General features: G+C 64.4%; 16 protein-coding genes. 7 read left to right on the top strand and 9 right to left on the bottom strand.

Annotated features, from left to right (window positions below):
* Positions 1-8 precede the first annotated feature (8 nt).
* The 7 genes from EB815_RS10540 (at position 9) to EB815_RS10570 (ending at position 6,428) form a co-directional block, all read left to right on the top strand.
* Entirely contained in the window at positions 9-668 is a 660-nt protein-coding gene (locus EB815_RS10540) for a helix-turn-helix domain-containing protein (protein WP_056578296.1), read from the top strand.
* A 39-nt stretch (positions 669-707) separates the two neighbouring features.
* Positions 708-1,784 (top strand): extracellular solute-binding protein, encoded by a 1,077-nt coding sequence (locus tag EB815_RS10545; protein ID WP_056578294.1) that lies wholly within the window; start codon positions 708-710, stop codon positions 1,782-1,784.
* A gap of 24 nt (positions 1,785-1,808) precedes the next feature.
* Positions 1,809-2,678, top strand: a complete 870-nt coding sequence (locus tag EB815_RS10550; protein WP_056578292.1) for an ABC transporter permease — start codon at positions 1,809-1,811, stop codon at positions 2,676-2,678.
* The gene (locus EB815_RS10555; protein ID WP_056578290.1) at positions 2,678-3,475 is read left to right on the top strand and encodes an ABC transporter permease; all 798 of its coding nucleotides are present in this window, start codon (positions 2,678-2,680) and stop codon (positions 3,473-3,475) included. The genes EB815_RS10550 and EB815_RS10555 overlap by 1 nt, the downstream gene beginning before the upstream one ends.
* A complete protein-coding gene (locus EB815_RS10560) occupies positions 3,472-4,587 on the top strand; it encodes an ABC transporter ATP-binding protein (protein ID WP_056578288.1) in 1,116 nt (371 codons plus the stop codon). The genes EB815_RS10555 and EB815_RS10560 overlap by 4 nt, the downstream gene beginning before the upstream one ends.
* 83 nt (positions 4,588-4,670) lie before the next feature.
* Positions 4,671-6,056: an NAD(P)/FAD-dependent oxidoreductase gene (locus EB815_RS10565; protein ID WP_056578391.1), complete on the top strand. Its 1,386-nt coding sequence runs from the start codon at positions 4,671-4,673 to the stop codon at positions 6,054-6,056.
* Positions 6,057-6,059: 3 nt separating this feature from the next.
* Positions 6,060-6,428: a cupin domain-containing protein gene (locus EB815_RS10570; protein WP_081295200.1), complete on the top strand. Its 369-nt coding sequence runs from the start codon at positions 6,060-6,062 to the stop codon at positions 6,426-6,428.
* Between the two features lie 27 nt (positions 6,429-6,455).
* Here the strand turns inward: EB815_RS10570 and EB815_RS10575 are convergent, their stop codons facing one another.
* The 9 genes from EB815_RS10575 to EB815_RS10615 form a co-directional block, all read right to left on the bottom strand.
* On the bottom strand, positions 6,456-8,099 hold the full coding sequence (locus tag EB815_RS10575) for an MFS transporter (protein WP_056578287.1): 1,644 nt from the start codon (positions 8,097-8,099) through the stop codon (positions 6,456-6,458).
* 339 nt (positions 8,100-8,438) lie between these two features.
* Positions 8,439-8,705, bottom strand: a complete 267-nt coding sequence (gene fliQ / locus EB815_RS10580; protein WP_013893193.1) for a flagellar biosynthesis protein FliQ — start codon at positions 8,703-8,705, stop codon at positions 8,439-8,441.
* Between the two features lie 13 nt (positions 8,706-8,718).
* The gene (gene flgD / locus EB815_RS10585; RefSeq protein WP_171883351.1) at positions 8,719-9,114 is read right to left on the bottom strand and encodes a flagellar hook assembly protein FlgD; all 396 of its coding nucleotides are present in this window, start codon (positions 9,112-9,114) and stop codon (positions 8,719-8,721) included.
* An 11-nt stretch (positions 9,115-9,125) separates the two neighbouring features.
* Complete coding sequence (flbT, locus tag EB815_RS10590; RefSeq protein ID WP_056578283.1) at positions 9,126-9,569, bottom strand: flagellar biosynthesis repressor FlbT; 444 nt, start codon at positions 9,567-9,569, stop codon at positions 9,126-9,128.
* Entirely contained in the window at positions 9,566-9,913 is a 348-nt protein-coding gene (gene flaF / locus EB815_RS10595) for a flagellar biosynthesis regulator FlaF (protein WP_056578281.1), read from the bottom strand. The genes flbT and flaF overlap by 4 nt, the downstream gene beginning before the upstream one ends.
* A gap of 29 nt (positions 9,914-9,942) precedes the next feature.
* Positions 9,943-10,986, bottom strand: a complete 1,044-nt coding sequence (locus EB815_RS10600; RefSeq protein ID WP_056578279.1) for a flagellar hook-associated family protein — start codon at positions 10,984-10,986, stop codon at positions 9,943-9,945.
* Positions 10,987-10,989: 3 nt separating this feature from the next.
* Complete coding sequence (gene flgK / locus EB815_RS10605) at positions 10,990-12,444, bottom strand: flagellar hook-associated protein FlgK (protein WP_056578277.1); 1,455 nt, start codon at positions 12,442-12,444, stop codon at positions 10,990-10,992.
* A gap of 27 nt (positions 12,445-12,471) precedes the next feature.
* Entirely contained in the window at positions 12,472-13,728 is a 1,257-nt protein-coding gene (locus EB815_RS10610) for a flagellar hook protein FlgE (RefSeq protein ID WP_056578275.1), read from the bottom strand.
* 79 nt (positions 13,729-13,807) lie between these two features.
* On the bottom strand, positions 13,808-14,476 hold the full coding sequence (locus tag EB815_RS10615; protein WP_019860967.1) for a response regulator transcription factor: 669 nt from the start codon (positions 14,474-14,476) through the stop codon (positions 13,808-13,810).
* Positions 14,477-14,596 lie beyond the last annotated feature (120 nt).

Below are 14,596 nucleotides of genomic sequence, written 5' to 3' on the forward strand. Positions count from 1 at the left end.
GAGACAGCATGCGCAAGGCCTCTGGCGCGGCTTCGGCAAAGACGGGCGACGCGCCCGCCGCGACCCATGCACATGAAGTGCTGGGCATGCGCCTCAAGAGCCTTCGCCTCGCCCGCAGGCTGTCATTGCGGGAGCTTGCGGAGGCGACTGGAACCAGCGCCAGTTTCATCAGCCAGCTCGAACGCGGCCTGACCGGGGCCAGCACCGCATCGCTCAACCAGATGGCTTCGGCGCTTGGCGTCAGCGTCGCCATGTTGTTCGAGGAAAGCGCGGCGCAAAATCATGGCGTCCTGAGACGAAGCGAGCGGCCGAGCCTGCCGCCCAGCGACGGCTGCCGCAAGATGCTGTTGTCGCGCCCGCCGCTGAGCGACATGGAAGTCTATGTCGGGGAATTCGACATTGGCGGCTCGACCGGGCCCGATCGCTACACTCACGGCGACGCGCACGAGATGCTCGTCGTGCTGCGCGGGATCGTCGAGGTCTCGCTGGGCGAGGCGCGCCACGTCCTCGAGGAGGGCGACAGCATCGAATACACGACGTCGACACCGCATCGCTCAGAGAACATCGGCAGCGGCCGAGCCGAAGTGATGTGGATCATCGCGCCGCCGACCTCGGCGCGCGCCGAACTCGAACAATATACGGCCTGGAAACCGCTCGCGGCCAGGTAGTCCGATCAAAACGCGGGCATGAATGGGAGAGTTAGTGTGATGTTTAAATCGAGATTTGCAGGCCTCGGCGCCATTCTGGCGCTTGGCGTTGTGGCCGGCGCGGCCTTTGCGCAGGACAAGCCGGTGGCGGGCGAGGTGAAGGAAGGTTCGCTCAAGGGCAAGACCCTGACGCTCGTTTCCTATGGCGGCATCTACCAGGACGGCCAGGCCGCGGCGCTGAAGGAATTCGTCGACAAGTCCGGCGTCAAGCTGCTCAATGACGGCCCGACCGAGATCGCCAAGTTGCAGGCGCAGGTCGAGTCCGGCAACGTCACCTGGGACGTTGTCGATACCGACGACCTGCCGCCTTACGTCTATTGCGGCAAGCTGTTCCAGAAGCTGGATCTGACGAAGCTCGACGTCTCGAAAATCCCGGAAGGCCAGGTCGGCGAATGCTCGGTGCCGGCGATGAACTACGGCGTCGTGCTGATGTACAACACCGAGAAGTACAAGGATAATCCGCCCAAGAGCTGGGCCGACTTCTTCGACACGGCAAAGTTCCCGGGCGTGCGCGGAATCGACGGCTCCGGCAGCCCGACCGGCGGCTTGCTCGAACAGGCGTTCAAGGTCGCCGGCGGCGATCCGAACGCGATGACGGTGGCCGATATCGACAAGGCCATCGACGTGGTCCGCAAGCTCGGCCCCGACACGATTTTCTGGAAGACGGGTGCCGAATCGCAGCAGCTCGCCGAATCCGGCGAAGCCGATATGCTGATGATGTGGACCGGCCGCGCCATGACCGCGGTCAAGAACGGCGCCAAATATGCGCCCGCCTGGCAGGATTGGCTGGTGGTGATGGACCAGATGACGATCCCAGTCGGCGTCAAGGACACGGACGCGTCCTACGCGCTGCTCAATGCCTATCTCGGCAAGCATGCCCAGGAAGTCCTGGCGGAACAGACGTCCTACACGCCGATCAACAGCGACGCGCAGCCCAAGGTCGACGCTTCCGTCGCCGCCTTCCTGACCAATACTCCGGACCGCCAGAAGCAGGGCTACAAGCAGAACTTCAAGTTCTGGGTCCCGAACTTCGCGGTGGCGCAGGAGAAGTGGTCGGCGCTGATGGCCGGCAACTGACCGGCTGAAGCAAAGGCAAGGCCCGTGAGCGCGCACGAACCGACGACGCCATCCGCCCCGACACGGGCCGGATGGGCATGGCGGCCGTTCGCGCTCACGCTGCCGGCGCTGGTCTTGCTTGCCGCGGTGATAGGCTATCCGCTGCTCACCATCGTGCTGCGCAGCCTGTCGGAGCCGCAATGGGGCGCGCAGAACTACGTCTGGTTCTTCGGCGCGCCCATCAATCTCACGGTGCTACAGCGCACTTTCACCATCTCGGCCTGGGTGACGATCGTCTGCGTGATCTGCGCTTACCCTTACGCCTATCTGATGACCGCCGTCGGGCCGCGCGTGCGGCTCGTCCTGGTGCTCTGCGTGCTCATCCCGTTCTGGGTAAGCGGTGTCGTGCGCACGCTCTCCTGGGTGATCCTCTTGCAGGATTCGGGCGTCATCAATTCGCTGCTGCGGGCGGCCGGTTTTGACGGCATCCGGCTGATCCGTACGCAGACCGGCGTGGTTATCGGCATGGCGCAAGTGCTTCTGCCCTTCATGATCCTGCCGCTCTATTCGGTGATGAAGGGCATCGACCTCAGGCTGATGCGGGCCGCGCAAAGCCTGGGCGCGCGACCTTCGCGTGCGTTCTTTACCGTCTACCTGCCGCTGTCGCTGCCCGGCGTCTATGCCGGCGCGATCATCGTGTTCATCCTGGCGCTGGGCTTCTACATCACGCCGGCGCTGCTCGGCGGACCGCGCTCGACCATGCTGTCGACGCTGGTGCAGACCCAGGTGCTCAGCCTGCTGCAATGGGGCCGCGGCGGCGCCATGGGCGTGGTGCTGCTCGTCACCACGTTCGTGCTTCTGGCGCTCGCGGCACCCGTGATGCGCTCGCGATACCGGGAAGCGGGACGGAACTGATGGAGATGAAGCCGCTCACCCGCGTGATCCTCGGCCTCGTCTGCCTGCTGGTGGCGATATGGCTTGTCGCGCCGACCCTGGTCGTGGTGCCGATGTCGTTCAACGAGAACAAGTCGCTCGCCTTCCCGCCGCAAGGCTTCTCCTGGCAGTGGTACCAGAATTTCTTCACCAATCCTGACTGGTCGTCGAGCTTCCTCAACTCGCTGAAGGTCGCCTCGGTGGTCGCGGTACTGGCGACGGTGCTTGGCACGCTGGCGGCCTTCGGCCTTGATCGCATGAAGGCAGGGCCCGCCAACCTGTTGCGGATGCTGATGCTGACGCCGATGGTGGTGCCGGGCGTGGTGCTGGCCATCGGCATCTACGCCGTCTATCTCGACACCCATCTCGTCGGCACGCTGCTGGGCTTCGTGCTTGCCCACACCATCCTTGCTCTTCCCTTCGTGCTGATCGCGGTTTCCGCCAGTCTCGAAGTGTTCGACAGGCGCCTCGAGACGGCGGCGGCAAGCCTCGGCGCGGGAGCGCTGACCGCGTTTCGCACGGTGACGCTGCCGCTGATCCTGCCCGGCATGCTGTCCGGCCTGCTCTTTGCCTTCGCCACCTCCTTCGACGAGATCGTCGTGTCGCTGTTCATCACCAACCCCTACCTCAAGACCTTGCCCGTGCAGATATTCGCCTCGATCACGCGTGACGCCGACCCGACGGTTGCCGCCGTCGGCACGATCCTGCTTTTGGCCACCACGATCCTGATCGGCGGGGGCATGCTTCTTCTTGGCCACGAGCGGAAAGGACGCCCATGAAGCCGGAACAGGAGAGCAAGGGCGCGGCGATCGATCTCGAATCGATCAGCAAGGCCTATGGCGGCTTCAAGGCGCTGGATGGCGTTTCGCTGCGGATCGAGCCCGGCGAGTTCATGACGCTGCTTGGCCCGAGCGGCTCCGGCAAGACCACGACGCTGAACGTCGTGGCCGGCTTTACCGACGTGACCAGCGGCAAGCTGCTGGTCGGCGGCAAGAACGTGGTCGGCGTCCCGGCGCACAAGCGAAATATCGGCGTTGTCTTCCAGCACTACGCGCTTTTCCCGCATATGAGCGTCGGCCGCAACGTCGCCTATCCGCTGACGCTGCGTGGCGTCGAACCCGCAGCGCGAAAAGCACGCGTGGCAAGAGCGCTGGACATGGTCAAGATGGGCGACTTCGCGCATCGCTATCCCAGCGAGCTGTCGGGTGGCCAGCAGCAGCGCGTCGCGCTGGCCCGTGCCATCGTCTTCGATCCGCCGCTGCTTTTGATGGACGAGCCGCTCGGCGCGCTCGACAAGAAGCTGCGCGAATGGCTGCAGCTCGAGATCAAGCGCATCCATCGTGAGCTCGGCACCACATTCGTCTACGTGACGCACGACCAGGAAGAGGCGCTGGTCCTGTCGGACCGCATCGCCGTCTTCAACCGCGGGCGGATCGAGCAAGTCGGCACCGGCCGCGAACTCTACGATGAACCGACGACGCTGTTCGTCGGCCGCTTCATCGGCGATTCCACGGTGCTGCGCGGAGAGGCGCGAAGCGATGGCGCCAGCACTGCGTTGCGCATCGCCGGCGAGACGGTGACTGTGCCGCGGCGGATGGCGGGTGAAGCCCGTCCGGTCATGCTGCTGCGCCCCGAAAAGCTTGCCATCCGCCGGCCCGGCCAGATCGCGGCGGGCACCAACAACCGGCTGCCGGGGACGATCGCGGAAGCCATCTATCTCGGCTCGGGATCGAAATATGAAGTCAGGCTCGCCGACGGCACCACGGCGATCGTGCGCTCGCCGCTGACCGGCGAGAGTTTTGGCCTGGGCGAGAAGGTGGAGCTTTGCTTCGACGGTGCCGATGCCAAGATTCTGGCCGATGACAGCACGGCCGACGCGACGCTGACCTGATCCAACTCTTTGTTTTAACGCAATCCCGAACGGAAAACCGTTTCACACTTTTCCTGGAATTGCTCTTCCTGAAAGTCCATCCCATGCAAGCCAAACGCAACGGCGACATATCATTCTGGTATGCGGATCTGGGCGGGGTTCCCACGCCCCGGCCGCCCTTGCCCGGCGATATCGAGGCCGATGTCGCGATCGTCGGCGCCGGCTATACCGGGCTGTGGACCGCCTATTATTTGAAGAAGGCCAGGCCGTCGCTGCGCGTCGTGCTGATCGAGCGCGAGTTTGCCGGTTTCGGCGCTTCGGGCCGCAATGGCGGCTGGCTGTCGGGTGGCTTCTCCTGGTCGCGCGAAAAGTATCTCAAGACCTCGACCCGGCAAGGGGTAAGCGCCATGCAGGCGGCCATGGCGGGTTGCGTCGACGAGGTGATCCGGGTGGCGAGCGCGGAAGGTATCGATGCCGATATCCGCCGCGTCGACAATCTGACGGTGGCCACCAACCCGGCGCAGCTCGAACGCGCGCGCGAGGAATGCGAAACGATCCGCGCCTGGGACGTCGATCCGGGCCGCGTCGAGATGCTGGATCAAGCGGCGACGCGGGCGCGCATCAATGTGCGCAATGTCATGGGCGGTTTCGTGGTCCATGGCCAGGCGCGGGTGCAGCCGGCCAAGCTGGTGCGCGGGCTTGCCGCCGCCGTCGAGCGGCTGGGCGTGCCGATCTACGAACAGACGACGGTGACGTCCATCGCCAAGGGCATCGTGACGACCGACCGCGGCACGGTGCGGGCGGAGACCGTCATCCGCGCGACGGAGGGTTTTACCGCAGGCATTCCCGGCGAGGAGCGGACCTGGCTGGCGCTCAACAGCGCGCAGATCGTGACCGAGCCGCTGTCCGAGGCGCTTTGGCGCCAGATCGGCTGGGAAGGCCACGAGCTTCTCGGCAACGCCGCCCACGCCTATTGCTATGCCCAGCGTACGCGCGAGGGGCGCATCACCATGGGCGGGCGCGGCGTGCCCTATCGCTACGGCTCGCGCACCGACATCAATGGGCGGACGCAGCAGGCCACGATCGACCAGTTGCATCAGATCCTGACGACGCTGCTGCCGCAGACGGCGAACTGCCGCATCGAGCACGCCTGGTGCGGCGTGCTCGGCGTGCCGCGCGACTGGTGCACGACCGTTGGCCTCGATCCCGCCACCCGTATCGGCTGGGCCGGCGGCTATGTCGGGCTTGGCGTGTCGAGCTCCAATCTTTCGGGGCGCACGCTGGCCGACCTGATCCTTGGCCAGCAGACGGAGCTGACGAAGCTGCCCTGGGTCAACCGCAAGGTCAGGCCATGGGAGCCGGAGCCGTTTCGCTGGCTCGGCGTGCATTCGATGTACCAGCTTTATCGCATCGCTGACGGGCGCGAAGCCGCCGGGCTTGCGCATACGTCGAGACTGGCCGCGCTCGCCGACAGCATTACCGGTCACTGATCCATGGAGCCCAATTTGATCGATCTTTCGACCTTCCACGATCTCGCCAAGGCCGACATCGGCGCGTTCTCACCCAAGCCCACATCCATCGAGGGAGATCAGGTCGAAGCCGCGCGCTCACTTTTCCAGTCACCGGACGGCACCGTCGATATCGGTATCTGGGAGTGCACGCCCGGCCGCTTCACCGCCGACCGGTCGGATTCGTCCGAAATTTGCCACATCATTTCCGGACGGGTGGAGGTGAGCCGCGCCGACGGCGAGGTGCGTGAGTTGGGGCCGGGCGACCTTCTCGTGCTGCCGCGGGGATGGAAGGGCGAATGGCGGATCCGGGAGACCACGCGCAAGCTCTATATGATCCAGTCGGCGGGGTGATCGACGGACGTCGGCGCCGCACCGAAATCAGTGCTCGATCGGCCCCTTGGCCATCACCAGCGCCGTGCCGGCGGTGGTCGGACGCTCGATGACGCGGCGTACGCGCGGTGGCTCGTCGCCACTGTGCAGAGCCCGCAAGCGTTCGCCGACCATGGCGTCCGCATGGGTGATGCGGCCGTTGTGCCTGACATATTCGAGCCAGGTCGGGGTGTGGTAGTGCTCGATCCATATCGTCGGATTTTCGAGATCGCGCGCCAGCGTCCAGTTGCGGGCACCGTCGCGGCGGCGGATGCGGCCGCGTTCGGCCATGGTGGCTAGGAACTCCGCCTCGTCCTCATGGCGGATGATGTACTCGATCATGATGGCAATGGGACCGCTGCGCGGCTTCAGGTCCAGCGCCAGATGCGGCTCCTTGAAGCGGTTGAGCGGGTCGAGGTTCAGCACCTGCTGCTGCGGCAGCGGTAGCACAAATCCGATGGCGCCGCCGGCGAGCATGGCGATGGCGGCCGCGATCAGCGCCGTCTCGGCGCCATGCGCATCGGCCACGACACCCCAGATCCAGCTGCCCAGCGCGATGCCGCCAAAGGTCGCGGTCTGATAGACCGACAGCACACGGCCGACCACCCAGCGTGGCGTTGCCATCTGCACGGTGACGTTGAAGTGCGACAGCGCGATCACCCAGCAGGCGCCGCCGACCAGCAGGCCAAGCGACGTCTGCCAGGCGTGATGGCTGATCGCGGCATTGAAGGCGCAGACGGCGAAGCCGGCGAAGGCACAGCGCACCATCGTCTCGCTGGAGAGCATTTGCCGCAGCCGCACGCTGATCAGCGCGCCGCCGACGGCACCGATGCCGAAGGAACCCAGCATGATGCCGTAGGTCAAGGCGTCGCCCTTGACGACGTCGCGCGCGACGAGCGGCAAGAGCGCCAGGACGGCACCGGCGCTGAAGCCGAAGGCGGCACCCCTGACCAGCACCTTGCCGATGTTGGGCGACATGGCGACATAACGCAGGCCGGCGCCCATGGCAGCACCCAGCGACTCGCGCGGCAAGGTCGATACCGGCACGTCAGGCTTCCAGCGCGCCATCACGACGATAAGGCCGATATAGCTGACCGCGTTCGCCGCGAAGGCGGCCGCGGCGCCGGCGGCCGCGACAATGATGCCGCCGATCGCCGGCCCGACGCTGCGTGTCAGGTTGAAGCCCATGGAGTTCAACGCAACGGCCGCGGGCACCTTGTTGCGGGGCACCATATCGCCGACGGACGCTTGCCAGGATGGGCTGTTGAGCGCTGTGCCGCTGTCGATCAGGAAGGTGAAGGCGAGCAGCGTCCAGGGCGTCATCAGGCCATACCAGGTGAACACCGTCAGAAGCACCGAAACGACGAGCATGAAGGTCTGCGCCACCAACATCACCTTGCGCCGGTCGAAGCTGTCGGCGATGGCGCCGGCGACAAGCGCGAACAGCATGATCGGCAAGGTGGTCGAGGCCTGGACCAGGGCGACCTGATAGGGCGAGGTGGCGATCGTGGTCATCATCCAGGCGGCACCGACGCCCTGGATCAGACCACCGAAATTGGAAACGAGACTTGCGGACCAGACGGCGCGGAAAATGCCATGCCGGAAGGGCGCCAGCGCCGAAGCGCCTTCGCTTTCCGGTTTCTCGTCAATCATGGATAGGTCCCTGCCACGGCGTGCTGATCCTTGCGGTGATCCGTTTCTCCGCATCGTTTGCCGAAACTATGGCATCGCGCCGCAAAGGGCGAATGTCATGCGAGGAAGATCATGGTCCAACAAGGGGATAGAGGAGGGCCACACCTCCGCATCGCGAAAAGCCAGGCCATCACTCGCGGCCGGACGCCGGCCATGGCGCACATGGTCCGCCGATCGGCCAGGGCTAACCTGGGGGTTTTGCGAGAGGCCATTGCGACGACTACCGCGCTATCGAGCTCCGGCGACTTGCCGGATGATGGACGTCGCGGGCAAAAGCCCCGTGCATCCCCGCAGGTTGCTTCAGAACCCGTTCTGGATGCGCTCGAAGATGACGTTGGTGAAGGCCGATATCTGGCCACCGATGAACGGACCCGTGAGCGCCACCACCAGCATGATGGCGACGATCTTCGGCACGAAGGTCAAGGTGATTTCCTGGACCTGCGTCAGCGCCTGGATGAGGGCAATGCCGATGCCGACCGCCATGGCGACCAGCACAACCGGCGCGGAGGCGGTCAGCACCGTCCACACCGCGTACTGGACGATGTCGAGTGCGTCGGCCTCGTTCATGCGGGACGTTGGCCTAGCTTGCCGGCTTGATCGACACGCCGGAGCCGACGGGAACCGTGGTGCCATCCTGGAGCACTGCGATCAGTCCGTTGCTGCCAAGCGTCACCGAAGCCACCGTGCCGGTAGTCTTGCCATCGGCCGAGGTGATGTTGCGGCCTATGAGAGCGTCGGCCTGCGACAACGCCGAGGACTGCATGATCTGGTTGAGCTTGGTGTTGGTCTGCACCGATTGCTCGACCTGCGAGAAGGTGGCGAGCTGCGCGACGTACTGCGTCGAATCCATCGGCTTGGTCGGGTCCTGGTTCTTCATCTCGGCGATCAGAAGCTTCAGGAACGACTGGTAGTCGACCGCTGTCTTCGAAGTCGGCGTGGTCGTCGAATTGGCGCCAACCGGAATCGTCGTCGTCATGTCCACGGTCATCAGTAGCGTGCTCCCACGGCCAGCGGGCGCGGTGCGCCCGGAACATCGTCATTGCCGCCAAGCGCGCGGCGTTCGAGAGGATAAAGCGAACGGATCGCCTTCAAAGCCTCGTAGATATGATCCTCGCCGACCATGCGGTCGATCTGCTTCAGGGCGCTGCAGATGTCGGCGTCCTCGAAACTCGCGATGAGCAGCGGCAATGAGCGGCGGAACATCTCGCGCGCCTCGCCAGCACCAGCCGGGTTGATCAGCATGACCTGAACGATGAAATACAGCTGCCTGAGCGGCGTCGATGCCTGGTCGGCCTGGATCACATGGCTTTCGAGCAGGAATTGCACGTCGTTCATCAGTTCAATGGTGACCTTGCGGTCGACACGGATGACGGCACCATTGATGTAGATCTTCTCGTTGGGCTTCAGCGATATCTTCAGCGTGTTGGTCATTGAATGCCGTCGCGGATGATCTGGGACACTTCGATCAGCCCTTCGAAATTGTTGGTGCGGCCCTGGCGAATGTCCTCGGCCTCGCGCAGCAGCCACAGGCCGATGGAAATCAGGTTGGCGCGCAATTCCTTGGGTAGCGCGTTGTCGCTGGAGCCGAGATCCTCGACGAAGGTGGTCCAGACGCGGTTGGTGAAATGCAGCGCCTCCACCGCCTCCATCGAAGCCTGGCCGGCCACCGCCGCCGCCGCCAGCATGTCGATCGAGCGGGTCAGGAGTTCGCGCTCACGATCCTTGGCGTCCGAGACGGAGGTGCTTTGGACGTCGGCATAGGAAAATTGGTACATCGTTGGCTCTACCGTTCCGCTGGGAGTTGTCAGGTCAGGTAATTCAACAGGCTGAGCTGCTGCAGGCGCGCCGTCAGAGCGAAGGACGTCTCGATATGCTGCGTCAGATCGGCGACGCGGGTCGCGGCTTCGGCCGGGTCGACGGCCTCGAGATCGAGGATGTGCCGTTCGAACAGGTCGACCTGCGTCTTCATGCGGTCGCTGGCATCGGAGACACGTTTCTGCACGATGCCGGTTTCGGACTGGACCTGGGCGATGCCGCTCAGCGCCTCGCCGACCAGTGTCTGCGAGTGGCTGACGATGCTGTCCTTCGCCGCCTGGCTGATGTTGGTGGACATCAGGCTGGAGACGATGGCGGCGGCCATCGCGAGCTTCTTGATGCCGTCGCTGTTGGCACTGGTCGAGGTGGCGGTGGTTTCGTTGAGGGCGATGCGGCTGACGATCTGCTGGTCGGTGGCGTTCGACATGTTGGCCTGCCAGCCCGCGCCGAGGAATTGCGGCGTAACATCATTGGTGATGAAGTCGTCCATCTGGGCGGTGGTGATATTGGCGGCGGCCGGATCATTGGGCGTGAAGCCGAATTTGGCGACGAAGGAGGCATCGAAGGCGGCCTTGGCCGTTGAGCCCGCGGCGGTGAAATCGTTGATCGGCTTGACGTCGGTGTTTGTGCCGGCGAACAGATACTCGCCGTTGACACTGGTGTTGAGGATCGAGGCAAGCTGCTGGATCGTCGTCTGCCCGGTCGATTGGGTCAGGCTGTCGGAGTTGTCGCCCGAAGACGCGGTGGTCAGGCTGGACAGGAAGGTCTGCGCCACGCCGGAGAGTTGGCCGAGCGCGGTCTGGGTCGACGCAAGCCGGGCGGTGACCAGACCGTTGGAATCGACGATCACGTTCAGCCGGTCGAGGTCGCGCGAGAAGGTGACGGATTGGGCGGTGCGTCCGCCCAATGCCAGGCCGACATCGGCGACCTTGCCAGTCGATGATTCCTTCGTTGCTTTGACGAGGTCGGCCTGCATGCGCATCTGTTGATAGCGCATGGCATTGGAGAGGGCGGCCGAGGAAACTGAGGTCATGTATTATCCCACCGCGTTCAACAGGGCCGTCATCATGTCGTCGACGGTCTTCATCATCCGGGCCGATGCCTGATAGGTGTGTTCGAGGTCGAGCAGCAGCGACATCTCCTGGTCGACATTGACGCCGGTCGCATTGGACAGCGCCTCGGAGCTGCGCTGTGCCAGCGCTTCCTTCGCGTTGGCGGCTGTCGAAGCCTGCTGGCGCATGCCCTGGAGCCAGCCGATCGAATTGGCGGCGTAGTCGGAAACGCTGGAGGTAGCCGAAATGCCGGCGGCGGGATCGAACGTCATCGGCTGGTCGAGCCGATCGCCATAGGCAACCAGAAGGCTGGAATAGGAAGCACCGCCGCTGGTGTTGGAGACGTAAGCAGCGCCGTTGGCGCCGCCGTCGCGCAGCAAGGTCGGATTGCCGCCGGTGCTCGGATCCATCGCCGTATTGATGCTGATCGTGGAAGCCAGGCCATTGACCAGAGTGCCCGCGGCCGGCACCGCCGGCGCGCCGGACCAGGTGAACAGGCCAGCGGCATTGGGCATCGAGGTCGCGGTCTCGGCAAAGGCCGTGATCAGGCCGCGCGCGGTCTCGTCGAGCTGGCTCTGCATGGTCGAGGCGACGCCGTCGCGCAATTGCAGCAGGCCGGCGAGCTTGCCGCTGGCGCTGGTGTTGCCGCCGGCTCCCGCGGAGACCGGCACGTTGTCGATATAGACGGTGTTGCCGGTGGCTCCGGCGGCATAGCCGGCCGATGGCGTGAAGCTCACCGTGCGCGGTATGGTCTCGAACAGCGTGGTGCCATCGCCCGTCGTGATGACCATGTCGTTGTCGCCGCGCGTGAAGGTCGATACGGGAACATACTCCGAGATCTTTTTCAGCAGCGCGTCGCGCTGGTCGAGCGCGTCGGAAACGTCGGTGCCTGAACGGGTCCCGGACATGACCGCCTGGTTGGCGTCCTGGAACTGGCTGAGCAGCGAGTTGAGGTCCTTGACCGCCGTGTCGATCTGGCTGTCGGTCTGGGTGCGGAAATCCTGAACGGCCTGGGAGCCTTCATTCAGGGAGCGCACGACCTGCCTGGCCGCGTCGATGACGCTGGAGCCGAGATTCTGGTTGGACGGCGAGGTGGCGTAGAGTTGCAGCGCCTGCTGCAGATTGGCGATGGCGGTCGAGGGCGAGGAGGCGTTGTCGACGCCGTTGACCGAAACGTCCAGCTGATCCATGCCGCTGTAGAGCGCGTTCTGGCCGCTATACGCCGACAAGGCGCTGAGATTTTGCCGGAAGAGCAGGTCGTTGGTTACGCGCTGGATATCAACCGAACGCGCGCCTGGCGCCGTGCTGGTGACGACGGCGATGCGGCGCGTATAGTCTGGATTGGAGGCGTCTGCGACGTTGCGCGAGACAACGCTGGTCTGCCGCGCGGTGTTCATAAGCGCCGATTGGGCGATGCTCAATGCGGAAGATAACGACATGCTGGTCTTTCACGGGCCACGCCCGGTTTATCTCTTCAGGTTGACAAGGACGTCCATCAGGTCGGAACCGGTCTGGAAGACTTTCGAATTGGCGGTGTAGCTGCGCTGCGCGGCGATCATGTCGGTCAGCTCTTCGGCGATATCGACATTGGAATTCTCGAGCGCGCCGGAGATGATCGAGCCCAGCTTGCCTTCATTGGCAAAGCCGACGCGGATCGCGCCGGATTCGGTGCCCTGCGCGTAGACATTGCCGGGGAGGGCCTTGAGCTGGTCAGGGCTCTGCACATCGGCCAGCGGAATCTTGTAGAGCGCCTTGGTGGAGCCATCCTTGTACTGGGCGTAGATGGTGCCGTCCTTGCCGATCTGGACCTTGTCGATGGTGCTCGGCGCGTTACCGTTCACCTGGGCGTCGGAAACCGTGTAGCCGGTGCCGAGCTGGGTCAGTTTCGACAGGTCGAGATCGAGGCTCGCGCCGCCCGGCACGGTGAACGTGACGTCGGTGGGCGTGCCGGTGAGCTTGCCGGTGGTGGCGTCGAAGGTCAGGTTGGCGGTGCCGAGTGCGCCGCCGGTGTAGGGGAACGATGTGCCAGGCGTCGCCTTGGACTGATCGAAGACCGCCACCTCCCAGGTGCCGGCGCCGGTGTTGGTGAAATAGACGTCGAGCAGCTTCTTGTTGCCGAGATTGTCGTAGGTGACCATCGACGATTTCTGGGTGTATTGTGCGGTGGCGGCGTTGGCACTGGGCAGGTTGGCGGCGACGACCGGTGTCGCGCCCGCCGGCAGATTGCCACTGAAAATGCCTGCGGTGCTGGGCGTTGCGGTCAATCCCTGGTCGGAGATGACAACCGGCACCAGACCTTCGAAGCCGTTCACCGTCGCCGCCGGCACGCCGTTTTCGTAGCTGTAGGCCATGAGCTGGAAGCCGGCCGCGTTGACGAGCCTGCCCTGTGCGTCGGGAACGAAAGCGCCGGCGCGGGTCAGGAAGGGCGTGCCGCTCGGGTCCTGGACGACAAAGAAACCATCGCCGCTGACGGCTAGGTCGGAGACCGAGGTCGTGTATTGCAGGACGCCCGGATCGCTGACCGCTTGCCGGATCGTCGTGGTGACGCCGCCGGAATTGTAGGCGCCGCCCGTGGACGGCATGATCAGCGTCGAAAATTCGGTGGAGGATCGCTTGTAGCCGTTGGTGTCGGAGTTGGCGATGTTGTCGGCTGTCGTCGACAGGCGGTTTGCCTGGGCGTTCATGCCGGAAACGCCGGTCCGCATCATTCCGTAGAGGCTCATCGAGATGTCTCCGCAATATCCATGCCACTGGCAGCGAGGCTACGCGCCCTGTCTTGCGCGAGGCTGGCGCGGCACGGCATCAGAACACGAGCCGGTAGCCGAGGAAGCGTTTGGAATCGATCGGGTCGGTGCCCAGCTTCTCGCGCAGCTTCTTGCGCAATTTGCTGATGTGGCTTTCGACAACGTTCTCCTCGACCTCTTCGTCGAAGATGCCGTAGATGGCGTTGAAGACCTGGGTCTTGGTAACCCGGCGGCCGCGGTTGCTCGCCAGATATTCGAGGATGCGGCGTTCGCGGCGCGGCAAGGGCAGCGGCTGGCCGTCGATCTCGGGATCGCGGCCGTCCATGAAGATGCGCATGGCGCCGATCTCGGTGTAGGCGACATCCTCATGGGCGCGACGGCGGATGGCGGTGATACGGGCCAGGATCTCTCTGATATGGACGGGCTTGCGGATGACGTCGTCGACGCCGCTCTCGAACAACCGCAGCGTGTTCTCAAGCGAATGCTGCTCGCTGAGCGCAATGACAGGAGCGCCGGTGCGGTCGCGGATCTGGCGCGGCGAGATGGCGCCTTCGCGGCAGTCGCCGATAAGGAAGGCCCGCACCGAACGCAGGTCGGTGTCGGCGGCCGAGTTCACCCACTCGCCGAATTCGCCGGGCGCGAAGCCCGCGCAGGCGACGCCCTCGCGATCAAAAAGTGAATTGTATCCCTCAGTCACGAGCTCTCGCTCGTCAACGATAACGATCATCGGCCCCGCCTTCCGAATCAGCACATCTGCCCCGTGGGGAAAGGCGTAACCGCTGGTGGGAATCGTGAACAACCGTCATTTCTTGTAACTAGTTTCTTGGGAGTCTGGAATCGTGTCGGT

It is taken from the genome of Mesorhizobium loti, assembly GCF_013170705.1.
Classification (GTDB): domain Bacteria; phylum Pseudomonadota; class Alphaproteobacteria; order Rhizobiales; family Rhizobiaceae; genus Mesorhizobium; species Mesorhizobium loti_D.